This is a genomic window from Kamptonema formosum PCC 10802 (assembly GCF_000332335.1).
GTDB lineage: Bacteria > Cyanobacteriota > Cyanobacteriia > Cyanobacteriales > Oscillatoriaceae > Oscillatoria.
This window is the reverse complement of sequence record NZ_KB235948.1, coordinates 4,960,745-4,986,622: the sequence shown is the minus strand read 5'-3', so window position 1 is coordinate 4,986,622 and position 25,878 is coordinate 4,960,745. Positions and strand designations below refer to the sequence as shown.

18 protein-coding genes are annotated in these 25,878 nt (G+C 56.7%); 3 read left to right on the top strand and 15 right to left on the bottom strand.

Features of this window, described 5'->3' with window-relative positions:
* Positions 1-270: 270 nt before the first annotated feature.
* Complete coding sequence (locus OSC10802_RS0121820) at positions 271-3,369, bottom strand: hypothetical protein (protein ID WP_017718891.1); 3,099 nt, start codon at positions 3,367-3,369, stop codon at positions 271-273.
* A gap of 231 nt (positions 3,370-3,600) precedes the next feature.
* Between OSC10802_RS0121820 and OSC10802_RS50600 the strand changes: the two genes are divergently transcribed.
* Positions 3,601-3,789: a hypothetical protein gene (locus OSC10802_RS50600; protein ID WP_155968187.1), complete on the top strand. Its 189-nt coding sequence runs from the start codon at positions 3,601-3,603 to the stop codon at positions 3,787-3,789.
* A gap of 520 nt (positions 3,790-4,309) precedes the next feature.
* On the opposite strand, the gene OSC10802_RS41185 is transcribed toward OSC10802_RS50600, so the two are convergent.
* The 9 genes from OSC10802_RS41185 to OSC10802_RS55775 all read right to left on the bottom strand — a co-directional run bounded on the left by OSC10802_RS41185 (position 4,310) and on the right by OSC10802_RS55775 (position 17,598).
* Positions 4,310-6,895: an S-layer homology domain-containing protein gene (locus OSC10802_RS41185; protein WP_044171322.1), complete on the bottom strand. Its 2,586-nt coding sequence runs from the start codon at positions 6,893-6,895 to the stop codon at positions 4,310-4,312.
* Positions 6,896-7,115: 220 nt separating this feature from the next.
* The gene (locus OSC10802_RS0121800; protein WP_017718889.1) at positions 7,116-7,382 is read right to left on the bottom strand and encodes a hypothetical protein; all 267 of its coding nucleotides are present in this window, start codon (positions 7,380-7,382) and stop codon (positions 7,116-7,118) included.
* A gap of 102 nt (positions 7,383-7,484) precedes the next feature.
* On the bottom strand, positions 7,485-10,580 hold the full coding sequence (gene ppc / locus OSC10802_RS0121795; RefSeq protein WP_017718888.1) for a phosphoenolpyruvate carboxylase: 3,096 nt from the start codon (positions 10,578-10,580) through the stop codon (positions 7,485-7,487).
* A 297-nt stretch (positions 10,581-10,877) separates the two neighbouring features.
* Positions 10,878-12,215 carry an FG-GAP-like repeat-containing protein gene (locus OSC10802_RS41180; RefSeq protein ID WP_017718887.1) on the bottom strand — a complete coding sequence of 446 codons (1,338 nt, stop codon included), beginning with the start codon at positions 12,213-12,215 and terminating at the stop codon, positions 10,878-10,880.
* Complete coding sequence (locus tag OSC10802_RS44650; RefSeq protein ID WP_052334321.1) at positions 12,178-12,726, bottom strand: integrin alpha; 549 nt, start codon at positions 12,724-12,726, stop codon at positions 12,178-12,180. Before OSC10802_RS44650 ends, OSC10802_RS41180 begins: the two co-directional genes overlap by 38 nt.
* Before the next feature lie 85 nt (positions 12,727-12,811).
* Positions 12,812-15,499 (bottom strand): tandem-95 repeat protein, encoded by a 2,688-nt coding sequence (locus tag OSC10802_RS53165; RefSeq protein ID WP_304412232.1) that lies wholly within the window; start codon positions 15,497-15,499, stop codon positions 12,812-12,814.
* Between the two features lie 136 nt (positions 15,500-15,635).
* Positions 15,636-16,184 carry a calcium-binding protein gene (locus tag OSC10802_RS54710; RefSeq protein ID WP_232731722.1) on the bottom strand — a complete coding sequence of 183 codons (549 nt, stop codon included), beginning with the start codon at positions 16,182-16,184 and terminating at the stop codon, positions 15,636-15,638.
* Positions 16,072-16,401: a calcium-binding protein gene (locus OSC10802_RS50565; RefSeq protein ID WP_071593329.1), complete on the bottom strand. Its 330-nt coding sequence runs from the start codon at positions 16,399-16,401 to the stop codon at positions 16,072-16,074. Before OSC10802_RS50565 ends, OSC10802_RS54710 begins: the two co-directional genes overlap by 113 nt.
* Before the next feature lie 1,071 nt (positions 16,402-17,472).
* Positions 17,473-17,598, bottom strand: a complete 126-nt coding sequence (locus OSC10802_RS55775) for a hypothetical protein (RefSeq protein WP_255349160.1) — start codon at positions 17,596-17,598, stop codon at positions 17,473-17,475.
* Between the two features lie 460 nt (positions 17,599-18,058).
* On the opposite strand from OSC10802_RS55775, the gene OSC10802_RS0121770 reads away from it, so the two are divergent.
* Positions 18,059-18,283 (top strand): hypothetical protein, encoded by a 225-nt coding sequence (locus OSC10802_RS0121770; protein WP_017718884.1) that lies wholly within the window; start codon positions 18,059-18,061, stop codon positions 18,281-18,283.
* Positions 18,284-18,460: 177 nt separating this feature from the next.
* Here the strand turns inward: OSC10802_RS0121770 and bioD are convergent, their stop codons facing one another.
* The 3 genes from bioD to OSC10802_RS0121755 all read right to left on the bottom strand — a co-directional run bounded on the left by bioD (position 18,461) and on the right by OSC10802_RS0121755 (position 21,862).
* Positions 18,461-19,165 (bottom strand): dethiobiotin synthase, encoded by a 705-nt coding sequence (gene bioD, locus OSC10802_RS0121765; RefSeq protein ID WP_017718883.1) that lies wholly within the window; start codon positions 19,163-19,165, stop codon positions 18,461-18,463.
* Positions 19,166-19,206: 41 nt separating this feature from the next.
* The gene (locus OSC10802_RS41160) at positions 19,207-21,165 is read right to left on the bottom strand and encodes a serine/threonine-protein kinase (protein WP_017718882.1); all 1,959 of its coding nucleotides are present in this window, start codon (positions 21,163-21,165) and stop codon (positions 19,207-19,209) included.
* A gap of 238 nt (positions 21,166-21,403) precedes the next feature.
* The gene (locus OSC10802_RS0121755; RefSeq protein ID WP_017718881.1) at positions 21,404-21,862 is read right to left on the bottom strand and encodes a GatB/YqeY domain-containing protein; all 459 of its coding nucleotides are present in this window, start codon (positions 21,860-21,862) and stop codon (positions 21,404-21,406) included.
* Positions 21,863-22,436: 574 nt separating this feature from the next.
* Here OSC10802_RS0121755 and OSC10802_RS0121750 point away from each other — a divergent pair.
* Positions 22,437-23,453 (top strand): ribose-phosphate pyrophosphokinase, encoded by a 1,017-nt coding sequence (locus OSC10802_RS0121750; RefSeq protein ID WP_017718880.1) that lies wholly within the window; start codon positions 22,437-22,439, stop codon positions 23,451-23,453.
* An 826-nt stretch (positions 23,454-24,279) separates the two neighbouring features.
* Here OSC10802_RS0121750 and OSC10802_RS47815 read toward each other — a convergent pair.
* Both OSC10802_RS47815 and OSC10802_RS50545 read right to left on the bottom strand, forming a co-directional pair.
* Positions 24,280-25,410, bottom strand: a complete 1,131-nt coding sequence (locus OSC10802_RS47815) for a hypothetical protein (protein WP_017718878.1) — start codon at positions 25,408-25,410, stop codon at positions 24,280-24,282.
* A 22-nt stretch (positions 25,411-25,432) separates the two neighbouring features.
* Positions 25,433-25,669 carry a hypothetical protein gene (locus OSC10802_RS50545; RefSeq protein WP_017718877.1) on the bottom strand — a complete coding sequence of 79 codons (237 nt, stop codon included), beginning with the start codon at positions 25,667-25,669 and terminating at the stop codon, positions 25,433-25,435.
* Between the last annotated feature and the right edge of the window lie 209 nt (positions 25,670-25,878).

The following is a 25,878-nucleotide window of genomic DNA, read 5'->3' as shown; positions in this document are numbered from 1 at the left end:
GTAGTAAAATTTCCCGGCGTGCTGTATCAGATTTAACAATTTTTCAAAAAACTGAGGCGTGAGGGCATCAAAAGAAATACCAGAGCTTTAGCGGTTGCTGTGCCGGAGAGACCTGTGGCGCTCCCTCTCCCGAGAAGCGCCGGCGGCAACATTACAGTATATCTCTTTTAGTCAGATGCTGTCAAGCTGCCAGAACACACCGGCCAAAAAAAAGGCCGGCATCATGCCAGCCCCTTATTAAAGAATCTTCGCTTAAGAGTCCTTAAATCTTTAACCCACTATTCCGGGGATACCGGCTACAGCGATAGCTCCTGCCAGCGCCGCCGCCACCGCCGAGGTGAGAGCCGTACCAAACAGCCACCAAGCAGCAACTGCTGCGGCTTCGCGGGTGTTTTCCGCCTGCTCCTTAGCCTTATGCTTCAGCTCTTTGATGCGTTTCTTCGCTGCCTCTTGCAGGCGATCAGCGCGTTTTATCGCGCTGTCCCGCACGGATTCAATTTGGTCGGCAATCCTGTTCGCATCTTCCTCAGAAATATCCTCGCGAGAGCTGAGAATAGCCACCAAAGTCCCCCGGTCGAATTGGCTGAGCCGCTCCTTGATCGCGTCAAATCCCGCTTGCGGATCTTCAAACAGTTTGCGGAAGTCTTGCTTGATGCCCTCATAGTTCAGTTCAGGGCGCTCCAGGGAATTCAGGTAATCCCGGATGCGGGCAGAAATGGCGTCAGCCGCCGATTGGATTTTCTCCTGAACCTTGTGAGCCTGTTCCGCAAACTGGTCGCGAACCGATACAATTCGATCTGCAATCTGGTTGGCTTCCTCTTCGGATATATCCTGACGCTGCGACAGGAGCGCCACCAAAGTAGAGCGGTCGAACTGCGAGAGGCGATCGCCGAGACTCTCCACTCCCGCTCGCGGATCTTTGAGCAGCAGCTGCAAATCTCGCTTGATGCCTTCGGGATTGAGTTCTTCCTTGTGCGTGTTGCGCAGGTAGTTTTCCAGATTCGCTTGGAAATCGCGCACTGTTTCTTGGGTGCGAGTTGCCAGCCGGCGCGGCGCTCTCACAATGCTGTCAATAGCCTCTTGCACCCGGTCGATAATCTGATTGACTTTCTCCTCGCTCAAGTCTTCCCGCTGGCTGAGCAGCGCCACCAAAGTTTCTCGATCTATCTGAGCGAGTCTTTCTCGCAGCGCCTTAGCCCCTTCTTTCGGGTGCTGGAACAGTTCTGCGAAATCCCGCTTGATGCCTTCTGGGTCGAGTTCTTCCAGATTCGTCTGGCGCAGGTAATCGCCAATCTTGCCGGTGATGCTGCCGTACTGCTCCTTAGCTTTATCCGCAACGGTTTGCGGCACTTTAATGATGCTGTCCCGCACTTCTTCAATGCGGTCAATAATTTGATTGACGCGCTCTTCGCTGAGGTCTTCCCGCTGGCTGAGCAGTTTCACCAGGGTGTCGCGGTCAAATTGAGAGAGCCGGTCTCGCAGCGCTTTCAGCCCAGCTTTCGGATCTTCAAACAGGGTTTGGAAATCGCGCTTGATGGCGTCGGGGTTCAGCTCTTCTTGGTTGGTATCGCGCAGATAGGCTTCTACTCTCTCCCGCAGGCTTTGCGCTTCGGATTTCATCCGCTCTCCGAGTTCGCGAGCGTCTGACAAAACGCGGTCGCGGGCGCTTTCTAGCTGGCCGATAAGCTGCTGGGCTTCTTCTTGGCTGAAGTCGGAACGCTGGCTGAGCATTTGCGCTAAAGTGTCGCGGTCAAATTGAGACAGGCGCTGCTGCAGTGTCTCAAAATCGATATCGGCGTCTTCTAGAAGTCCCTTGAAATCGCGATCGATGTTTTCTGGGGTCAGCTGTTCTTTGGGAGTCGAGCCGAGATACTCTTCTACCAGACTCCGCAGCGCTTGCGACTCTTCTTGCGACTCGCCGGTCCGGACTGTTTCAAACACTTCGTTGCGGATGCTTTCCAGCTGGTCGGCAATTTCCGCGACTCGTTCCGGGGTGAAATCGCCCCGGCGATTGAGCGCGCCGGTGAAAAAGTCCCGATTCAGCTGCTCTATCTGCCGGCGAATTTCTCCGGGAGCCGCTTCGGGGTCGTGAATGACCTCTTGGAATTCCGACTTGAGAGTTTCTCGGTTCAGGTGCCAGGGTTTGGAATTGAGCAGGTAGTCTTCTACATCTGCTTTAATGGTGTGCTGGGGTTGCGCCGGCAGTTTGTCTGCTACCTGACCGGCTATGGTTTTAACTTGCTCTGTCGCTTGCTCTTTCAGCTGCTGCAGCTGACCGGAAAGTTTTTCGGCATTTAAATCGGAAATGTCTGTCCGCGCCAGCACTGCGGCGGCTGCGGCGTTTGCGCCCACCTGCGCAACTCGCTGCAGGACGCCGCCACCGCCTTCTGATTTTTCTTCGCGATTTTCACTCAGTTGAGGCAGCCTATCTCGCAGCTCGGGTGCGGCAAATTGCAGTAAGTCAATTAAGCCGACATTGCGGTCTTTTTGCTGTTGCTGACCGGCGGCTTGCTGCCAAGCTTCTTGCAGCTGGTCTGCGAGCCGGTTAATGTCTGATTTAGACAAATCGGTGCGGCTGCGAATTAAATCGGCAAAGGTCTGCCGGTTCACTCCGCTGAGCAGGTCACTTCCCGCCAGGGATTTGACATCCGCATCGCTGAGCAAGTTTTCAAAGTCCTTGCGAATCTTTTTCAGGTCTAGCTTTGGCGGCTGCAAATTTTTCAGGTAGTCTTCTACCGTTTCGCGAAAGCCGGTGGGGTCAAGCGCCGAACCGAGATCGCGGCGCACTGCTGCGAAGGAGGCTTCTACGGTACTGACAATCTGCTGGTTCGCAGCGCTGCCGGCCACAGCTGTGGCTGCTGTGTCCGCAACTCCTTTAAAGCCGGCAGTCGCCGCTTTCATGAGGGAACCGATAAAGGCACCGACCGCAGTAGAGCTCATCCAGAATAGCAGCAAGAAGTAGGCTGACCAGATGACAATGCCAATAATTGCCCCTACAGTCACGCTGCTAATAAAGGTGAGTTTTACGGCTAGATAGCAAGCCAGGAAGATGGCTATGTTGACGGTCAGGAAAATCCAAGACCCGGCTCTCACTCCAATCTGGCGGACTCGCTCGCCGAAGCTGTCATCATCATCGGACAGCTCTAAGGCGTCCCCGTCGGAAATTTTGGCAGCTACGGATAAGTTTGTCAGCAGGAATTGGAAGCCGAAGGCCATGATAACGCCGGCGATTAATGCCACGAAGAACTGCGGGCTTAAAAACATAAGCCCTGCTGTTTCGGGGGAGGTTGCCGGCTGACCTGCTGGAATTTGGGCTAGCCAGAATTGCGTGCCGCACTTGTGCGGCATCATTCCCGCGTTCTGAAACATGATGGTATTTACCTCGTCAAGCTTTTAGGCTCTGCAGAGTCAAGGTGGCGTGAGTATTAATAGCAATTTCCCTCTCACCGGCAGCAGGACCCCTGCGCGTGCGGAAGCATGCAGCAACTGACCTGTAGCGAGTGAAGCGAGAAAGGGTTTAACGCTGTTCTATATGACGCTCATCCTCTATATTTATGATTGTTCTGCTAGCTGGAAACGAAATCCCTCTCAGGGCTGAAAGTGGAGCCGGCTGTTTGGATGAAACTGCCGCCGGTGCCGGCGTCCAACCACCAAATCGGGCTGAAGAGTTCTGGGAACCCATCCAGCCCCGCACAGCAGTGGTGCCCTTACTGCAACAAAAGAACCTCTAGCGGCGCGGCGGCGTCTCTTGCTGCGATCGCCCCACCCGCGATCGCTTACTGTCCCTAAAATAAGCCGGAAAAAACCACATTTATAGCAGTAGCCACTTAGATTAGAATATTAGACCTTCAGGGGGGGCGGGACGCCTGCCCTACGTCTATATACCCTGCTTTCTTGAAAACCCCCAGGTTTACTGCGTTATCCTGAATTGTTTTCGCCTAGTTATAACATGACTTCCGCAAGCACCGGCATTGTGAGCTTTTCTCTGCCGGTAAAGCGGTTGCGTGCAAAGTCTCTTGTGCAATGTATCACAGCGCGTATCAAGCCCAGTATGCAGAACTCGCCCGTCGCGCCCCCACACAAAACCGGTGCGGCGAGAACCAGAACCAGAAACCGGGTTTCTTTAAGAAACCCGATCTGTTGATGTTCTGTTTATTTATGCCGGCCTGCTCGCCTCCAAAATAGTAACAATTAAATTTCCGAATAAAAGGGGCTGGCAGCTGGGCGAGAGCAGTTTATTTATATTTCCATAACGCTCTCCCACCTCTCCCGCAAACCCCGCAATATTGCTAATTAGATGCAAGACATCTCAAGAGGGCAGCCGCCAAGTTTTGATGCTCATCGCGCCTTCCGGACGGTCATTGGCTCTGTCAGCCCCGACGCTAACCAGCAGGCGGTCGGGCCCGAAAGCCAGCCCGCTCACCTGTTGCGAGTGGCTCTCGAAAGACAGCGCCAGCTCACCGGCACCCAAATCCCACACCTGAATCTTGCCGGTGCCAGTAGCAGTGGCCAGCAGCTTCCCATCCGGGCTAATCGCCATAGCGCTAATTCCCTCCACCTTGCCGTCGAGGGTGCGCTGCATGTCGCCGGTGTTCAGATTCCACAGCTTAATCGTATTTGACCCGCTCCTGAGACTGGCCAAGGTTTGCCCGTCCGGACTGATGGCCATCAACTTCATCCCCTCTCCCGAATGATCTGCAGTGGAGAAAGTGCGCTGCACCGCGCCGGTCGCTGGGTCGAGCAGCTGGACATTGCCGCGCCCGTCGCTGCCGATCAGCTGCTTGCCATCCGGGCTAAAAATCACCGGCCCGAAACCGTCTACCGCCTGCCGCAGTTCGCCGCTGGCTTTATTCCACAGCTTCAGCGTCCTGTAAGCGCTGGCCACCGTCTGCCCGTCCGGACTGATGGCGACAAAATTCACCCAGCTGCCGTGCGACAAACTGCGCGTCTGCTTGCCGGTAGCCAAATCCCACAGCTTAACCGTCGTGTCGCCACTGCAGCTGGCCAGAGTCTGCCCGTCCGAGCTAATCGCCACAGACCAAACATTGCCCCCGTGTCCGGACAGCGTGCTTCTCAACTGGCCGGCACTGAGATCCCACAGCTGGATATCTTTATTAGACCCAACCGCCAGAGTTTTGCCATCCGGACTGACTGCCACAGAAAACGCCGGGTTCGACACCCCCGTGAAAGTGTTGAGCAGTTCCGGCTTTTTCTCCTGGGCGCTGGCGGTAACATAGCCTAAGGTGGCAAACAGCTGCCGCAGCTGTGCGAAGTACGAGTCCCGATCTGTGCCCTGGTATACTTGCCCCACCAGCTGCCAGCCCTCGGCGTCCTCACCCAGCAAGTGTTTGTTCGCCAAATAAGCTGCTAAAATTCCTCTCACCTCTTTATTTTGGCTGCGACGCTCCAAAAAAGTCTGCCACAGCTGTTTGGCTTGCTCGTAGACTAACTGGGGATATTGCCTGGTCACATCCACCATCTCGCCCTGCCGGTAGTGCCAGATGCGCTTCGGCAAGCGAACGTCTTCAGCGGGGATATCCAAAACGCGGGCAAATCGCTGATCCTGGCTTTCAAATTCTGGGATGCCATCCCCCTCCACATCTTTGACCTGGTAGCCTACATTCCCCCAAAACTGTTCGATGAACGTGTATTTGTTGAGGATGGGCAGGTAGTCATAAATTAAGGAATAGGAACAGCAGCTATCGCCGCTTTTGCCTGTCGCTAAATCCAGAATCACTTCCGGTTCCCGATCGGCATCGATATCCCTCACCACCAGATTTAACAGCCGGCCTTCTGACACCCGCTGCGCCTCCCCAATGCTGCTCTCTCCCTGTACCCGCGCTGACACCAGCACCGGCTCGTCTGTCAGCGTTTTGCCCCCCCGGAGGATTTTCAAACGCCAGTTGCTGCCAGTGTCGCTGCCCTCTTTTATCTGGTAAGAAAATTCTGCCCGCACGCTGCCGGTTTCAATAGTCTTGGTTGCCCTCGCCGCCGCCGGCGCTGCCGGTGCCGGTGTTGCCGCCGCCGGCGCTGCCGGTGCCGGTGTTGCCGCCGCCGGCGCTGCAGGAGCGGGTGTTGCGGGAGCCGGCGCTGCCGGCGTTCTAGTCGCCGGCGCTGCAGGAGCGGGTGTTGCGGGAGCCGGCGCTGCCGGCGTTCTAGTCGCCGGCGCTGCTGCTGCCGGCGCTGGAGTTGGCGGCTTCACCCCAGCAATATACTGGACCGGCACCAAAGCCGTCTGTCCGGGTTTGAGCAGCGCTTGACAGAGAAATGCTGCCACTTCTGCCCGAGTCGCTGCTTGACCGCCATTGAACTGTTTGGGATTGGGATAATTCACCACCAGACCTTTTTCTGTCGCGGCGGCTATGGCCTGCTCGGCTGCACTGGGAATGCCAGCCGCATCCGCATAAGTCGCCTGCAGCGTTTCGCTGACCGGCTTGCTAGGCGAATACTTCAACCCACTCACCAAACTCTGCACAACTTGCAGGCGAGAGATAGGTTTGTTAGGGTTGAATATTTCCAGAGAATAGCTTGACAGAAAGCCCGCACGATAGCTTCGCTCAATAGCCCCTGCCGCCGAATAATCGGTGGGGATATCCGCAAATCTGATCGCCTCGCGTACCGGTGCCGCATCAGGGAAAGCCCTGTCAATCATCACTGCAAACTCTGCCCGCTTTACCGGTGTGGCAGGGCGGAAAGTTCCATCCTCGAAGCCGCTGACAATCTGTTTGGAAGCCAGCTGCTCGGCGCAGGCTTGCGCCCAGTGGCCTTGCATGTCGTTAAACTTTGCTTGAGCGAGTGCCGGTGGTGTCAGCGCCCAAGGCATAACTGCGCCGGCGGCTACCAGCCATGCTGCCGGCAAGACAAATTCAGACTGCCAGTTGTGCGCGTTCAGCATAAAAATCAACTTGGGAGTAAGGATAACAGAAGCCCAGTGGCTGTGCAACTAAAGGGAGCATCAAGGGTTGTGTAAATCTGCCGAAATCAAGGCGATAATCATTTCAGCAGGGGGCAGCAGAGGCATATTTTTAGGCCAAGCAATCCCGGCAACGGGATTGAAACAATTCTACTGCGACGCTCTGCTGTGCTCAACGTCAAAAAGTTGCCGGCAGTTCCCCTCACTCCTCCCCTGTCACATCTCCCCTCTCCCCCGCCCCCTTGCGGGTGGCCAGCCCCCCCGCAAACGCCCCCAAAATACTTCCCACCCACAGCCCCGCCGTGCTGCCTCGCCACAGCGCCGCAGGCGTCACCACAACCGTGCAGACCGATTCAAATCCCGGCGGCACCCCCTGGCACTGGCCGGTGCGAGAAGCCATGCTGATTTGCCCGCCCAGGTACGACCCAGACAGTCCCGACACCACCGCCACCAAACTGCAAACCAGCATTCGCCTCACCGCCCCTCCCCAGCATCCGCTTAATCCCTCTTCTTACCTCCTCTCTCTTCCCTTGGCGTCCTCTGCGTCTTGGCGGTTCCTAATACAAACCAATCACCCGGTATTTCGCATCCCAGCCGCGATGCCATTAATCGTCAGCAGAGCCCCGCGCAGCAATTCCGCCTTGCTGTAGCGCGAGTGGATCACTCCTGGCACAGCACTGCTGCCGTGCTGGCGCAAGCGTTTCAGCAGGGAGACTTGCAGCAACCCGAGAGGGACAATCGTGCCATTGCGGAGCTGCACCGAGCGCTGCAGGACAGGATCGCCATCCAGCAGGCGCTTGTGGCCGGTGATAGCCAGAACCAAATCGCGCGTCAGGTTGTATTCGCTGGCAATTTGCTCAAACAGAGCCTCCAAGCGCGCCCTGTCAGCCGGTTTAGCCAATTCCCGCACATAGTGGTGGGCGATCTCCATATCCACTTTCGCCAGAGTCATTTCCACCTTAGAAATCACCATCCTGAAGAAAGGCCACTTGAAATAGAAATAGCGAAGCAGCTTCATGTGCTCTTCGGGCTGTTCGTCCAAGAAGGTTTGCACAGCCGTCCCCACGCCGTACCAAGACGGGAGCAGGAAGCGAGTTTGCGTCCAGCTGAACACCCAAGGAATCGCCCGCAGAGTCCCCAAATCCTTCTTGCCGGTGCGCCGGCGAGCCGGTCGCGAAGAGATTTGCAGCTGGCTGATTTCATCAATCGGCGTCACTTGGTGGAAAAATTCAATAAAATCCGGCTGCTCGTAAATCAGGGCGCGGTAGTGAGCCCGGGAGCGGTCCGCCAGCTCCTCCATAATTTCCTTCCAGGGCTCGATGTCATCAAAGCCGGTGCCGAGCAAACTCGATTGAATCACAGCCGTGGCGATATTTTCCAGATTGTAAATCGCCAAATCTGGCAGCGTGTACTTCGACGCCAGCACTTCCCCCTGTTCAGTAATTTTAATCCGCCCGTTGACGCTCTCAGAAGGCTGAGCCAGGATCGCCTCATAGGCTGGGCCACCCCCGCGCCCCACAGAACCCCCGCGCCCGTGGAAGATGCGCAGCTGCACCCCATACTGCTCAGCCATTTTCTGCAGCGCTTTCTGAGCTTTGTGGATTTCCCAGTTGCTGCTGAGGAAACCCGAATCCTTGTTGCTGTCGGAATAGCCCAGCATCACTTCCTGCAAAGACTGCGCCGGACCGGCATTGCTGTGGCGGTCTACATTGCAAGAGATCCCCTGCATCTTGGCATAGCCGCCGGCGAGCATAGCGCGGTAGAACGGCAGCTCAAACAAACTTTGCATCACCGACGGTGCGTTTTTCAGGTCCTCCACCGTTTCAAACAGCGGGACCACCTGAATGCTGCAAACCCCCGTCGCTGGGTCGTAGAGGCCGGCTTCTTTGGCCAGCAGCAGCACTTCTAGCAAGTCGCTGGCATCGTGGCTCATGCTGATGATGTAAGTCTGGCATATTTCCTGGCCAAACTCTTGCTGCAGGGCGCGCACGATGCGGAAAGTTTCCACCGTCTCGCGGGTTTTTTCCGAAAACGGCAGTTCCCCGGGAATCAGGGGGCGTCGGGTTTGCAGTTCAGTGGCCAGCCACAGGGAGCGCTGAACTTCCGACAGTTCCCTGTAAGGAAGGTGCAAAACTTGCAAGTATTCAGCGATTTCCGTCAGGGCGTCTGAGTGGACGGAAGATTCCTGACGGATATCCAGCCCTGCTAGCGAGAAGCCAAAAATTTCCACCTGACAGATCAGGGTTTCCAGCTCGCGACAGGTCAGTCCCGTTGAGGCCAAATTGCGCTGAACCAGCCGCAATTCTGCCAAAAATTCGGCTCCTGAGCGGTAAATCGAGGCCGGGTTCGTTTCTGGGCTGCGGCGCTGCCAGTCTTCTTCGCCGGTGTACAGACGCCGGTTGCGCTCGCGGGTGTTCTCCAGGCGCTTGCACACATAAGCCAGCTTCAGGCGGTAGGGTTCCTGCCGGTAGCGAATCGCCAGCTGTTCGTACACCTCTGGCATTTGCAGCCGGTCCTGTTCCAGGGATTCCAGCAGTTCCGGCAGGACATCGCTCCAGTGCAGGGACACGCTCAGCTGCCGAGTCAAGAACCCCACGGAGTAAATGTACTTATCCAGAACCTGCTGGCGCTGGTAGCAGGCGGTTTGCCAAGTCACCGCCGGCGTGCACGACGGGTTGCCATCCCGGTCCGCGCCCACCCAGGAGCCGAAGGTGCAGAAGTTGTACTTGGGAGCCTGCAGGTGGGGGAAAGACACCTGCAAACAGCGCTTCAGGCGCTGGTAAAATTGCGGCACCACATCAAACAGCACCTCATTGAAGTAGTGCAGGGTGTATTCCACCTCATCGAGGACGGTGGGTTTGAACTGGTGCAGCTCGTCAGTCCGCCACCAGAGGCGAATTTCCTCGGTCAGCTGTTCGGTGAGGGCTTTGGCTTCCAGGGAAGACTCCCAGGCGGGGCTCACCTGCGATCCCCCGAAATCCGTCTCCAGACTGGCGCTTTCTTCGAGAGCGTCCAGCTGTTGCAAAATTCTGGCGACGCGCCGCTGCTTTTCGCGAATCGTCTGGCGGACAATTTCCGTCGGGTGAGCGGTAAACACCAGCCGCACGTCCAGCCCGTCTAGCAATTTCTGGATCTTGTTCGGCGGAACGTTGAGGCTGCGCAGTTTGGGGAACAGGGACCCGAAGCTGCCCCCTTCCCGGTGCGGCATGTTGGAATCCTGCCAGCTTTTTTCCAGCAAGTCCGCTTCCGGTCCGCCACTAAACCGCTCTACCTCTGGTTTGGGGAATATCTGAGCCCCCACCCCGTTGCCCGAGGCGCTCGCCCGCCCGCTCTTGCCGCTTCGCAACTGCTCCCGCTGCTCGTAGTGCTGTTCGAGAATATTAATCAGCTGGAAGTACAGGGCAAAAGCGCGAGCGGAGCGAATGGCGTCATTAATATCCAGCTTTTCCACGACCTGCAAGACTTCTGACCCCATGAAGTTGGGCGCTTGTCCTTCCGGCGAGCACAGGTCGCGCAGTCTCTGGAGCAGGTCTACCAGTTGCTGACCGCACTCGGATCGCAGCACAGATTCCCACAGGTCTTCTACGATTTTGAGGCGATGTCGCAGAAAGAGATCGGATGGGGTTATAGAAATGGCCTGATCTGACGATTGCAGTAGCGAACTCATAGGATCTTATTTAGCGAAGCTTCGGCTATCTCACAATTTTACGGCTAAGTCTTCCTGTTGTAGCCTTAACAGCCAGTAACATTGCGATTCGCTTTTCGGGGCGGACAGCGCTTCCCCCCACGGTCCGCCGCATAAAAAGGCAGCCCCGCTCGGGCTGCCCCCTCTCACAGGTTGTGAGGAAATCTTGACAATTTCTCAGCTACGGGCGGGTTTATAGAGAATTTTTCCTATGAGAAGCTATCTCGTGGGAAGCCCGCCCGTAGCACGCCACCGGCTTCCTTGAAGGCAAACCGGCCCCTACAGGGTTGCGGTGATGTCGGTATCTACTAGCACCGCTGCCCCGCCCAGGGTGTACTGGCTGTAAGTGTTGCCATCCAGTGTGGCGGTGCCGGCAGCAGTCCAGCCCTGTCCCGCAAAAGACACCTGGTTGCCGGCAACCCCCTCAACGAGGAGCTGGTTGCCGGGAGCGGACAGGGCGAACACGTCGCTCAGGCCCAAGGTGAGGCTGTTGCTGGCGCTGCCGGTGAGGTCGATCCTTTCGATGCCAGCAATTCGCAGGTCAGAAATGGCCGTCAAGTCGAGACTGAGGCCGCTGCCATCCAGCCGCAGGGTGTCGGTGCCCGCCCCGCCACTGATGCGGCGGAAATCATGGTCGCTGACTGCGAGTATATCATCACCGGCACCTCCGTACAGGACGTCAGGGCCACCGCTGCCGGTGAGGGTGTCATTCCCGGCACCGCCGACGAGGGCATCGCTGTCTGCTGTGCCGGTGAGGGTGTCGTCACCGGCACCCCCACTGCCGGTGACTGCGCCGGTGAAATCGCCTCCGAAAACCACATAGGCTTTCCCCGAGTCAGTCCCGTTCCCTTCCGCCTGATTCGCCCCGACAGTCAGGTCAGCGAAACCGTCGCCGTTAACATCCCCCGCCGCCTTCAATCCGTTCCCGGCACGATCGTCTGGCGACTCGCCATTGATGGCAAAGCCGCCAATACCGCTCGCCACATCGCTCAGATTCAGCGCTGCGCCGTCTGCCTTGCCAAACACCACATAAGACCGCCCGGAGTTAATCCCCACCGGGTCATCCTGGCCAACGCCCAAAAGCAGGTCATCTAACCCGTCGCCGTTGATATCTCCCGCCATCCTCACCGGACGTCCAGAATAGTCTTGCGGCGACTCGCCGTCAATGACAAAGCCCCCAGCCCCCGCTGCCACATCGCTTAAGTCAACCGCCTGAGAGTCTGTCTTGCCAAACACCACATAGGTTCTCCCGGAGTTGGTCCCGTTGGGGTCGGCACCGCGCGCGCCGACAATCAGGTCGCCAATCCCGTCGCCGTTGATATCCCCGCCGCCACTGACAGAAACGCCGGTGCGGTTGCCGGCCTTTTCTCCAATAATGGCAAACCCGCCGCTGCCGCTGGCCACCTCGCTCAAGCTGACCGGCGTGCCGTCTGCCTTGCCGAAAACCACATAGGCTTTCCCCGCGTCAGCCACCCCGCTGGCGTCAGCACCGGGCGAGCCAACGATTACGTCAGCAAGCCCGTCACCGTTGAGATCCCCGGCAGCGCCTACAGAAGTGCCGGAGTTATCCCCTGCCGCCTCACCATTGATGGCAAACCCGCCAGTGCCGGCTGCCACGTCGCGCTCGATTCACTGTCCCGCTGTCCGCTTTGCCGAACACCACATACGATTTTCCGGAGTTACTCCCGTTGGGATCGGCACCAATAGCGCTGACAATCAGGTCCCCAATGCCATCGCCACTCACATCCCCAACCGCATTGACGGACATGCCGGCACCGTCTCCTGCTGTCTCGCCAATCATGGCAAACCCGCCGGTGCCGCTTGCTACATCGCTTAAGTTGACCGGCGTGCCATCTGCCTTGCCGAAAACCACATAGGCTTTCCCTGCATTATCCCCGTTCGAGCCGGCATTGGGAGCCCCAACAATCAGGTCAGAAATGCCGTCGCCGCTGATATAGCAGTATGTACTTAGGTTAGTACATGGGCATTGGGCATCATCGCATTGGGCATTGGGCATCATCGCATTGGCCAAAGTCTCTGGGCGGTTGTAGCCGCCAAGGGCGGCTACAACCGCAGGGGAACCGCAGCTATACAGACAAAACCCGCCTGCGCGGGTTTTAAAGGCCATGCGCCATAGGATTGATGTTCGCGCCCAATTGTCGGCTGCTATAAAAGGCGTAGGACAGGCGTCTCGCCTGTCCGTCTGTTTTAACCTAAGTGAATAATGCTATATCCCCCAGACTCGACACCGCATGGCCCGACCAGTCCCCCGCCGCTTCGCCATTAATGACAAAACCGCCGGTGCCAGCTGCTACCTCGCCCAGGGAAACCGCCTGAAAGTCCGGTTTGCCAAACACCACATAGGTTTTTCCGGAGTCAGCCCCGCTGGCATCAGCCAGACGTGCGCCCACAAGCAGATCAGCAAAACCGTCGCTGTTCAGGTCGCCCGCACCCGACACCGCCCCACCGGCATTATCTCCTTCCGCCTCGCCACTCATGGCAAAGCCCCCAGTGCCTGCCGGCACGCCGCTGCCGGCTGCTATCTCGCTCAACTCCAGTACTGAAGCCACCGCTAGCGTCACTGTTGCTGTGTCCGTTCCGCCACTGCCGTCGTCTACCGTATACTCAAACGAGGCGGTTCCAGAAAAGTCCTTTTGCGCTTGGAAAGTAACGACGCCGCCCTCCAGCGACACGCTGCCATTCACCGCGTCCGACACCGCCTGTACCGTCAGCGCACCCCCTTCCGGATCGGTATCGTTGGCAATCAAATCCGCTACCGCAATCTCCAGGGGGCTGCTCAAAAACACTGGCCCCAGCGTGTCATCACTCGCCACCGGCAAGCCGTTGACGGTAACATCAAACGTCTGGCTGATGGTATCTGTGCCGTCGCTGACACTCAGCGTAATCGTGGCGGTGCCAAACTGACCGGCAGTTGGGGTAACACTCACAGTTCGGTCTGTCCCGCTACCCCCTAAAGAGATACTCTCATCTCCCACTAACGAGGGATTTGAGGAACTTGCTGTAACACTTAAATTACCAAGGTCATTGTCTGGATCGTTTATAGTGAAAGCAATCTCTCCGGTGCCAGTATCTTGATTAACAGTCAGGTTGGGAATCTCGCCGATCGCCGGCATGTCGTTTACGGGATTGACGGTAAGATTTACGGTGCCGGTTGCTGTGCCTCCATTGCTGTCAGCTACCGTATAATTGAAGCTGTCGCTGCCATTGAAATTAGCAGCCGGCGTATACGTTAATGTGCCGTCTTCATTTTCGCTAAGCGTGCCGTTTTGCGGTGCGGTGTATTCGCTGAGGGTGAGCGCATCCCCCTCAATATCGGTATCGTTCTCCAGCACAGAAAGAGAAACTGGAGTGTCCTCATCAGTGGTGGCGGTATCTGTCACCGGCACCGGCATGTCGTTTACGGGATTGACGGTCAGATTTACGGTGCCGGTTGCTGTGCCTCCATTGCTGTCAGCTACCGTATAATTGAAGCTGTCGCTGCCATTGAAATTAGCAGCCGGCGTATACGTTAATGTGCCGTCTTCATTTTCGCTAAGCGTGCCGTTTTGCGGTGCGGTGTATTCGCTGAGGGTGAGCGCATCCCCCTCAATATCGGTATCGTTCTCCAGCACAGAAAGAGAAACTGGAGTGTCCTCATCAGTGGTGGCGGTATCTGTCACCGGCACCGGCATGTCGTTTACGGGATTGACGGTCAGATTTACGGTGCCGGTTGCTGTGCCTCCATTGCTGTCAGCTACCGTATAATTGAAGCTGTCGCTGCCATTGAAATTAGCAGCCGGCGTATACGTTAATGTGCCGTCTTCATTTTCGCTAAGCGTGCCGTTTTGCGGTGCGGTGTATTCGCTGAGGGTGAGCGCATCCCCCTCAATATCGGTATCGTTCTCCAGCACAGAAAGAGAAACTGGAGTGTCCTCATCAGTGGTGGCGGTATCTGTCACCGGCACCGGCATGTCGTTTACGGGATTGACGGTAAGATTTACGGTGCCGATTGCTGTGCCTCCATTGCTGTCAGCTACCGTATAATTGAAGCTGTCGCTGCCATTGAAATTAGCAGCCGGCGTATACGTTAATGTGCCGTCTTCATTTTCGCTAAGCGTGCCGTTTTGCGGTGCGGTGTAGTCGCTGAGGGTGAGCGCATCCCCCTCAATATCGGTATCGTTCTCCAGCACAGAAAGAGAAACTGGAGTGTCCTCATCAGTGGTGGCGGTATCTGTCACCGGCACCGGCAGGTCGTTCTCCGCTGGTGCGGGAGTTGGTGCGGGAGTTGGTGCCGGTGCCGGTGCGGGAGTTGGTGCCGGTGCCGGTGTTGGTGCCGCTGTTGGTGTTGGTGTTGGAGTTTCGACTAGATTTTCCCCAGTTAGAGGAGTGTCAGAAATGACTGTAATCTGGTCTGTTGGGCTGATATTGAGTTGAGTTGCGCCATTTTCTGCCGGAACAGTGTCAGCAGTGGAAACGCCTTGTGGCACCTGTATGACATCTTCTGCTGTGTCAAAATCTGTGATAGTGTCGGCACCACCACCGCCGATAAAGGTGTCACTGCCTTTTCCGCCTGTTAGGGTGTCGTTGCCTGTATCGCCATTCAGGATATCACTGCCGGCATCGCCAAACAGTGAGTCGCTGCCACCATTGCCGCTGAGGCTGTCATTTCCGGGTGTGCCCTTGAGGGTGTCGCTGTCTTCTGTGCCGGATTGCGGTGCCGGTGTTGGTGCCGGTGTTGGTGCCGGTGTTGGTGTTGGCGTTGGTGAGAGAATGGGTGGCAGTGTTAGTTCCGGTGCCGGTGCCGGTGCCGGTGCGGGTGTTGGTGCCGGTGCGGGTGTTGGTGCCGGCGGAAGCTGGGTGAAAGCGCCGAGGATGAGGGTGCCGGTGTCCGCACCGGGCAAGATCGCCAAATATTCGCCGAGGACGGCATCTTGAATTATCGTGTGACCGGCGTACTGGCCGGTGCCGGCAAAGACGTTGAGCTCGTCAGAGGTCAAACCGCCGATTAACTCGATTTTATCGCTGTTGGCGTCAAAATCAGTGAGCCAGTCGGCATCTGCCAGAGTCGGGCCACCGGTGCTGCGATAGCCTGGGACATCGCTGCGCCTGCCAATAAAAAAGGTGTCGTTTCCATCGCCGCCGGCAATTGTATCGCGGTGGGTCGCCATAGAGGGCGTCACTGCCGGCGTTGCCATAGAGCACGTCATTGCCCTGGCCACCCCGCACTGTGTCACTGTCTTCTCCGCCATAAACGGTATCCTCGCCCTGGTTGCCATCAATCCAGTCATCCCCACTGTTGCCAAACACGAGGTCGCTGTCGCTGCCGCCGCAGGCGGTGTCGTCACCCAGGTCGCCATAGAGGGCGTCACTGCCTCTGTCTCCGCAGATGAAGTCGTTATCTTTGCCCCCCCGCACGGTGTCACTGTCCTGACCGGCGGCAATGCTGTCGCTGCCCTCGTTGCCGTCTAGCCAGTCATTGCCTTGGTTGCCAAATAGGGAGTCGCTGCCCTCTCCGCCAAGGCCGGTGTCGTGCCCCAAATCGCCAAAGAGGGCGTCCGCCGTGCCGGTCGCAAAACAGGAGGTCACTGCCTTTGCCCCCCCGCACTGTGTCATTGTGCTGCCCGCCATGTATGGTATCGCTGCCCTGGTTGCCATCAATCCAGTCATCGCCGGTGTTGCCACTGGCATTTTCATCGGCTTCCAGACCTAATATCGTGTCGCTGCCGCCCAGTCCTTGAAGGGTGTCTTTATCCGGCGTTCCTTCCAGAAAATCGGTGCCGGATGTGCCGCTGATCTTTACCATGTTTGCACCTTTCTATTCAACCAATCCAAACGGCGCACCCTCACTTTTGCCTGTCAGCTAGCCGGCGGGTCAGCCTCGCTTTCTTTTGGCAACCAGGCTATCCACTGCTTCGTTTCAGCACAAAGCACGCCCCAGTCAAACTCAGCTGTTTTGACCTGCCAGAGGAAGCCTGTTTTGTTTATTGAGTCGGGGCGAGTTTTTCCGAGATATCAGCTGGAAAGATTGTCAGTAAACCCGCGCCTGCTGAACCCATAAAATCGCTCTGCGACTCCAAAAGTAAGGATGCAACCCCCAGTTTTTTTATATAGGCTATCCAGGTTAAATGTCTCTATATTTATGAGGAAAGATGGCTTTAAATTTGTCCGAAAACAGGGATTTAAAGAGTCATGTTTTCGAGCTTATACTGCAAAAAATATGAGTGATGACTTATGCCCCAAGGAACATGTAGCCCGTCAAAGAGGTGTTAATATATTCAGGAATAAAATTTGGCAGGCGCTTGCAGGCCCGACACACCGGCAGGTGTTTCACTCCGATTTCCCCAGAGTCGGTGTTTCCGGGGAAAAGCGCGGCGAGCCCTACTTGAGTTCAGTCCCCCGCCTTTTTGTACAGGCCGGTCTGCCCGAAATATCTATCTCTTTGTAGAGACGGGGAAAGCCCGAAATATATGCTGGTGGCTGGGCGCGGGTTTCCCCCTCAATGATGCTCTATAAACCCGCCCCCACCTCGCCCCCACTCGCTCGACTTTCAGCCTGCAGCAACGGATATCCTTCTGATTGATAAAATTATCCCCCAGCACAGCAGGGGCGCGCCGGCACCCGAGCGCTTCGCTGTATCTCTGGCGAATTGAGCGAAAATAATAAAGACAGCGCGCCCCGCTGAGTTCGCTCTCAATATCTGGCGTCTGAACCGGCCACAAATTCAGCAATTTCTTGAACGTGAGGGCAATGCCTGTGCCCTGAAATGGTTTGCCGGCCCTCGCAACAATATAGAATCCGGTTGCATCCGCATTGTATGCTCAAAGCGAAGCAAGCAGGGGCAAGAGCCGGCGGCTTTCCAGTGCCGGTGCAGTGTTCATCCCTCCCGCTCGCCAGCAGCGCACACCCCGTCCTGCCGCTTGCCACAATCCACCCACTCCGTTACTTTGCCATTTACCGGCTGCGCCACGCCTGCTGTGCCGCTGTGTGAGGCGCTAGACAAGGTTCTGCTCTATTTTAGCACATTAGTGCGGCGAACGCAAGACTTGCAAAAGTTTATTAAAAAATGTAAAAACCAAGAAGTCGCATAAAACTTCTGCTTTAATAGCAGGATATTTGTGGCACGTTCCTCACGCCTGCCAAAGCAAAATCAAGGGTTAATAATGATATTAACCTGCCAATTTGAAGTTCCAGAAATTCCCGAAACAGGGGGGATTCACCAACACACAAATCGCGGAACTTGCTTATACATTTTCGGCCTCGGTAACCTGGACGTCCGATGTAAGCAATCCCTATTTGCAAGCCTGTACTGCTGAGGGATTTTCCAGCCTCCACCCGCAAATTCAAGAAGGGATTAAAGCCGTCTGGCCAGATTTTGGCAAATACATGAAGTATCCCAACAGCACCCCTTACGGGTTAGTCGCCGAAAACCTGCAAACGGGTGGCGTGAATTTCACGGCAAGATGGCTGAAGTTCGGATTTGGAACAAATCCCGCACCCAAGCAGAAATTCAGGCTGATATGTCCAAACAGCTCACCGGCAAAGAGCCGAATTTAGTCGGGTATTGGCCATTAAATGATGTCAGCGTGGAAGGTTCAGCACTTCAAGTTGCAGACCTCACCGGCAAATTCCCCAGCAAGATCACAGGCGCTACCCCAGTCGAAGACAGCACCTTCCCTGTTCGCTAAGGGGTGAGGAACAGGTGGCGGGCACTCCCCCCCGCCCCCACTCTCCGCAAAAAGGGGGTTGGGGGGTTGGGTCCCGCCCGAAAGGGCAATTTTCTTAAGCAATCAAACGGAGGTTATAAAAGTTCATAAGCTGTAAAAGTTAAATTTCATGAATAGCAATTTTTAAATTTCCATAAATTACGATTGAAGACTGATCGAAAGGGCAGTTGGGAGCAACTGTTCGAGATCCAAATCGGAGGCAGCTTTGGCCAGCTGGGCGAGGTCAGTTGGGTCATCGAGATAGGGCAAGCAGCCGAGCACCGGCACCTGAGTCAGAGACTCGATTAAATATGCCGGTGCCCAACTGGCAATCTCCTCCTGAGAGCAAGGGGCGACACCGTTGAGGACAATGCCGGCCAGGGAGACACCGGCTTGCCTTGCCAGAGCGACATTGGCCACAGCCTGCCCGATGGCCCCCAGGCGTACCGGCACGGCCAAAACAGCCGGCAGCCGCCAATCGCGAGCCAAATCCGCCACAGTCAGCTCGCAGGTGACTGGGGAGCCCAGTCCGCCGAGCCCTTCCACCAAAACCAGATCGCACCGGCGCTGCAGCGCGGCAAAAGCCCGCCAGGCCGGCGCGAGGTCCACGGAACGCCCCTCTCTCTCAGCCGCCAGGGGAGGAGCCAAGGGCGCTTGGAAATAGAGCGGCGTCATTTCCTCTGGGGACTGGTGAAGAGAAAACAGCCGCAAGTACAGCTCGCGGTCCCCCGCACCGGACTGGAGCGGCTTCATAATGCCGAGAGTTTTCCCAGTGCAGTAAGTCTGCCAGTAAGCAGCCAGAGCCGCTGTCAGAACAGTTTTGCCGGCATTGGTATCGGTTCCAGAAATCAGGAGTGCGTTCATTGGGCGGGTGTGAGAGTGCGAGTTGACGGTTGAGTTTTGAATTAAAAAGAAGGGAGAGCCGGTTCTCGTGTGGGAGCCGGGGCGGGAAGGGGCGCGGGTTCCGGAGCGGGCGCGGGCGCGGGAAACGGTTCCGGAGCCGGAGTCGGAGCCGGAAACGGTTGCGGAGTCGGAGTCGGAGTCGGAGTCGGAAACGGTTGCGGAGTGGGAGCGGGCGTGGGAATCGGAGCCGGTGTGGGTTCCGGTTGCGGAGTCGGAGTCGGAGTCGGAGTCGGAGTCGGAGTCGGAGTCGGAGTCGGAGTCGGAGTCGGGGTCGGAGTCGGAGTGGGGGTCGGAGTCGGAGTGAAAGTGGGAATCGGTTCCGGTGTGAAACTGGGAGTGGGAGTGGGAGCAGGAGTCGGTTCCGGTGTGAAACTGGGAGTGGGAGTGGGAATGGGAGTCGGTTCAGGAGTCTGAGTCGGTTCGGGAGTCGGAGTGGGAGTGGGAGCAGGCAGGGGTGCGAACTGCAGCTTCACCTCCAGCTCGTAGTCAGCTTTCGACGGTCCTGAGACAGGTTTGAGCTGGAGGGTGTAGTCGCCGATAGACGGGACAGTGAGCTGCCACACCGACACCCCTTGGGACTGTCCGGGCAGGGGCTGGCCGTCGGGCCCCAACACGGTCATCAGGACATCTTTGCCTTTGATCTGAGCGCTCAACTCCACTCCTGACAGTGCCTGAACCACATAGCTGACGGTTTCGCCAGCTTGCAGGGTGCCGCGAACAGTGGTGGGGCTGCCGAGCAGCACATCCAGGCGCTTGCTGGACTGTGGCGTGGGGGTTGGGCTGAGCGGGCGAGTGGGCGACGGTGCCGGTGTCAGTATCGGGGTGGCAAAAACGACCGGCGGGGGGGGCTCGGGTGCCGGCGGGCGGCGCATCAGGGATTTGACTAGCGCCCAGGAGCCAAAGCCGGTTATAACTGCCAGGCCGGTGCCAATCAGTATCACCCCCACAGGATTTTCCCAGATCGCACCCTCAGGCTGATCCTCATCATCAGGGGGCGGGGTGGGAGAAGGGGGCTGGTTGCCGCCGGGGGCGTAACTGGGGCGTCCGACGGCGACCGTTTGCACTTGCGAGAGGTTGGGAGCAGGGGGTGGGGGCGGAGAGGGGGAGGGCGCGGGGGTTGGGTTGAGCAGGGGAGAGAGCGCACCTGCGATTTCCCCAGCCGACAGGTAGCGATCGCCCGGCCTGTAGCTGAGCATTTTATCGATCACCGCCGCCAGTTGGGGGCTAACCTGGGCCCACCGCTGCCAGTTCCAAGTCAGCTGCACGTCATCAAACAGTTCCAGGGGCTCTCGACCGGTGAGCAGCACCACCGCTGTAGCGGCTAGAGCGTAGAAATCGCTGCTGGGGTAGGCGCGACCGGAAAGCATTTGCTCGCTGGGGGCGTAGCCCATTTTGCCCACGCTGGTGGCCGGGGGTGGCCCGTCGGGGGACAGCACGCGGGTGGCCAGTTCTTTGACCACGCCGAAGTCAATCAGCACCGGCAAGCGGTCGGACACCCGCTGAATGATATTTTCCGGGGAGATGTCCCGGTGGATGATGCTGCGGTCGTGGATGTATTCCAGCACCGGCAGCAGCTGATTTAGCAATTGCAGCACTTCGGCTTGTGAGAAGGTGCCTCCGGCGGCCTTGCGCTCCAAAAGCAGGGTGCGGTAGGTTTTGCCTGCCACATAGTCCTGCACCAAAAACAGGCGGTCGCTTTCTTCAAAGGTGGCCCGAAACTGGGGGATTTGCGGGTGCTGGATTTGATAGAGAACTTGGGCTTCCCTCCCGAACATCTCCCGCGACTTTTCCAGGGCGTAGGCGCTCATCTGAGCGGGAATCAGTTCTTTGAGGGCGCACAGTTCGTTAAAGCGCCCTTGGTCTTCTGCCAGATAGGTGCGGCCAAACCCCCCTTGACCCAAAATATCGATCAGGTGGTAGCGGTTTTGCAGGACAGTGCCGGTGGCAAGGGGTGGTTGCATGGCTCAAAGGCTCAAAGGGGAGATGGGGTGGAAAGCTTTCGGAGCGGAATTTTCGCCCAACAGGAATCTTAGCAGGGGCGGCAAATGTAGAGTTCCGCCAACCGGATGAGAGAAACCGGATTTTTTGCCTGTGGCGAGGTCTGCGGCGGATCGCCCGCCCGCCACCGGGGGATCTGGCGGGCGGTGAAATGGTTGCGAGCAGCCAGCTGTGCGTCTAGTTGTGGCCCGGGCGGTTTGCCTAGCCGCTCAGCTTGGCTTTTACGATCTCTCGCACTTTTTTGCCGTCTGCTTTACCCTTAAATTCTTGCATGGCCGGTCCGATGACTTTGCCCATATCTTTGGCGGTGGTGGCACCGACTCGGGCGATAATCTCGTCGAGTGCGGCGCTCAGTTCTTCATCGGAGAGCTGTTTTGGCAGATACTCCTCGACGATCGCCAGTTCCTGGGCTTCTTTGGAAGCCAGATCCTCCCGTCCCGCTTGCCGGTATTGTTCGATGGACTCCCGCCTCTGCTTGGCCAGCCCGGCCAGCACTTCCAGTTCTTGGGCTTCGGTCAGCTGCTCCTGGCCTGCAGGGCGGACGCTGACTTCTTTTTCCAGCAGCACTTTTTTGATGCTGCGCACCGTTTCCAGGCGGAGTTTATCCTTAGATTTCATGGCGGCTTTGATGTCTTCGCCAATCCGATCCTTCAAGCTCATAAATCTTAAAGTTTCCTTACAGGTATTAAGAAGTTAATGCCTCTGGGGCGTTCCCGACATGTTTTCATTTTATTTTTATTTTTCCCCAGCGCGGGTGCGCCGCGACTTGTGGTGTGTGTTTGCAGAGAAAAACTGAAGCCGCCAGACACCGGCCACGCCTCGGCACCCCAGAGGCTGTGGGCCATTAGGTATCAGTTTCGCCACGAAAAGAAACCTGGCTTCTCACTAGGGGTGCCGGTGGCAAGACTTATTTGACACGCTCCCTCCTCTTGGGGGGCTTTTGCCTTGAGACCAGCAGGAACTCCCTCCTGACACGCCGAGCGAGCCCCCTGCCTTGTAGGGGCGGGTTCACCCCTGATCTCTGTAGGAAGCCCAGATTCTTTGCAAACCCGCCCCTGCGAACCGGGGAGGGGAGCGGGGTTCCCGCAAGCCGCCCTTTGAGTGGGTGGCCCGGGAGCGGGTGCGGTCAGTCAAGATTGTCGATTTTATAAAAAAATGTTGCAGCCGGTGCCGGTGTCTGTTTCCGTGAAATCTCAGACAATAATTGGAAATAAGGATGATAAGATGTCGGTGAATGAACGCGCTGCGAGGGTCTGCTGTGATCCGTTCTGCTACTTTAACTCTTGAGAGTGCTCTGCCATCTGTTGCCGATCAGAACCGGCTGCGGCTGTTTTCTGGGTCAGCCAATATTCCTCTGGCCCAGGAAATCGCTCGTTACCTGGGTCTCGACCTGGGGCCAATGGTGCGAAAGCGGTTTGCAGATGGAGAAATATACGTTCAAATTCAGGAATCCATCAGGGGCTGTGACGTTTATCTGATCCAGCCGACTTGCCACCCGGTCAACGATCACCTGATGGAGTTGCTGATCCTCATCGATGCCTGTCGCAGGGCTTCGGCTCGGCAAATTACGGCAGTTATTCCTTATTATGGCTACGCCCGGGCTGACCGCAAAACGGCAGGGCGGGAGTCTATTACGGCCAAGCTGGTGGCCAACTTAATCACCCAAGCGGGAGCGAATCGCATTCTGGCGATGGATTTGCACTCCGCCCAGATACAGGGATACTTCGACATTCCCTGCGACCACGTCTACGGTTCGCCGGTGATCCTCGATTACCTGCACAGGAAACAGCTGTCAGATTTGGTGGTGGTCTCACCGGATGTGGGCGGTGTGGCGCGCGCGAGGGCGTTTGCCAAAAAGTTAAATGATGCGCCTCTGGCGATTATTGACAAGCGCCGCCAAGCGCACAATGTGGCGGAAGTCATGAATGTGATTGGCGACGTGAAGGGCAAAACAGCAGTCCTTGTGGATGACATGATCGACACGGCGGGCACCATGACCGAAGGGGGCCGGCTTTTGCGCCGGGAGGGTGCCCGCCAGGTTTATGCCTGCGCCACCCATGCGGTTTTTTCCCCACCGGCAGTTGAGCGCCTCTCCAGCGGCGTTTTTGAGGAAGTCATCGTGACCAATACCATTCCTGTGCCGGAAGAACACCGCTTTAAACAGCTGACTGTACTCTCGGTGGCTAACTTGCTCGGTGAAACCATCTGGCGCGTTCACGAAGATTCTTCCGTCAGCAGCATGTTCCGCTAGGCCCCACTTTTCCGAGGCAGCCCCCCCTGCTTCGGAAATGCCTGCGGCAGCGGCAGCCAGTTAAGCTATGCCAGAAAATCCGGTTGATTGCTTTTTATTATTTTTTGGGGGCCTCTGACGGAGAAATGGCAGACGCGAAGATTTAGCTGCTGCTCCCCTCTTTAGGATATAAGAGCAATTAAACGGATTGAATATTCTAGCAATAGACAGTCAGTTTAGGGCTGGCAGCAGCAAGCGATTTGCCACCATATGCTGACAGCAATTGAGAGCAAAAATGTATCGGCAGGGCCTCTCACTTAGTATAGCAGCCGTCATATTGGTTAGGGCAGGCGAGACGCCGGCCCTACGTCGGAACCACCTAGGATAGGCGATCATTTCGACGAGCGTGTCCGAACCTAAGTGAATATTGCTATAGTAAGTATAGGGACAGGCGGGACGCCTGTCCTACGTCCGTTCCCTAAGTGGCTACTGCTGTATAGGGCGTGCCGGTCGGCCCAGTGCCTGACGGTTCGCAGCCCACATTCGGCGGGCGCGAGAGGTCGGGAAAGTGGCGTATGGTGCAGGCAAAGAGTGAAGCGATCGCCTGAGGCGATCCCCGAACCGCTCCCTTGCGCTCGTCAAAGAGGCCACAGGCAGCCGGTGCCCGAACACCGGCACCTCCCTTGAAAGCCGGGTTCTGGGCACCTGACCCAGATGAAAAATGGGATATGAAACGGACTGACAGGATGGCGAAACAGATTTCAGCAGGGGGCGCTGGTGCCCTTTGTGCCGGTGAAAATAAGGCGCTCTTGAAGAGACACGACCGGCTGGCGGGAGGTTAGCGCACTCAGCCGTTAAAACGGCCCTGTCTAATTATTCTGGAAACTTCCCCGATCCCTTCCCGGTAATGGGCGGCAGTGACCACCGCCGCTACTAATAAATAGAATCCCCGGACGAACCAGCCGGCAATGGAAAATATCGCGCCCATTCTCTTTGGGGTTAGCCGAGCTAAGCTAGCGAATCTTGATGCGACTTCTTCTTTTTCATTGACTGAACTCTCCATCAGGGAGGTACGGGTCGGGATCAGCGGGTAATCTGCCGTATGTAAATAGAAACCTAAAAATCCTTTAGTTCCGGCACGTTTCATCAAAAAAGAGTCCGTGATTTCTGTGGCTTGCTGGTAAGAAATTTTTTCTTGTAGGGCTACCTGATCGATCCAATGATAGTACCCGTAGATATCGCTAGTGCTAGCGATTATGGGGACTAAAATAATTAATAAAATAGTGCTGGCATAGCGGGGGCGGCCCGGCGGCAAGAGTGCGGTAGCAGCGCCGAACCCCATCCCAAAAATAGCAAATACCATTATATTTAAAACTTCCACAATTTGAATAGCGCGCAACATATCTCCCACGAGTTGAATGCTGTAAATATAAAGTTCTGCCAGTTCAATGGCCACCCACTTGATACTGAATGATAGAGCAACCAAACTAGCAGTAACGATAGCGTACACTCCTATGATAAGGGGAAGTTTAATCGACTCCAGAGCGGGATTCAAGGGGCGAAGTCCGCTCTGGGGCTGGCTGCTGGGAGGACCGGCTGTTTCCTCGGTGGGGGCTGGGCTGAGCGTCTCGCTTCCCACCGGCCCAAACGGGTTGTCAGCGCTAACATCAAACGGCGGCTCCGCTGTGGGAGCCTCTGGCTCCGAATACAAGTCAAACCCCACACGCCAGACTGTAGAGGTATTGCCAGCGGCTCGTCCATGCACCACCACGCGGTGTGCCCATTGGGGGCGCAAATCCTCCATCTTCTCGCGGATAAATTTCACCGTGAGTGATTTTTCCGGGGGCTCGCTCGATTCGGCAATCACCGTCAAACAGTTGTTTTTTAACCTGACTCTGACAGAGATGCCTTCAGGCTGGAGAGATTGGTTGAGCAGGGCTTTGATGGCTTGGGGATTCCCTTGCTTAGCAAGTTCCATTATTTTATGTTGCGTCATTATATCAACCTTGAACACCTGTAAACGTGCAGTCTGGAAAGAGGTGGCGGTTTGCCCCCTGCAGGGGGAATTGCTTCTTGGGAATAGCAGCGCAACCTGCCTCGTGCCGGTGCGCTCTGCCAGCCGCCAAAGGAATTCCAGCCTCAATATCGCCCGACTCCGCAGTCGGTTTTGGGTAGCTCCCACAAGTCCCACAAACGATCATATAGCGCTTAACTGATTTGGGTGTCTGGTTGGCCATCTGCTTCTACCGGCTCCCCTGGAAACGACTGGTGAGTTGGCTCGTCTTTGGGCTAAGACAATATTTTGGCAGATTCGCGCCCTGAAATTAATGGGCGTGGGGCATGGGGCATGGGGCAGCGGCTTGGGGGGGCATGGGGTGTGGGACATGGGGTCTATTCAGAGCTTAGGCTTTTAATCTGCTTGTTATAGGCAGGACATAGCTCCCCC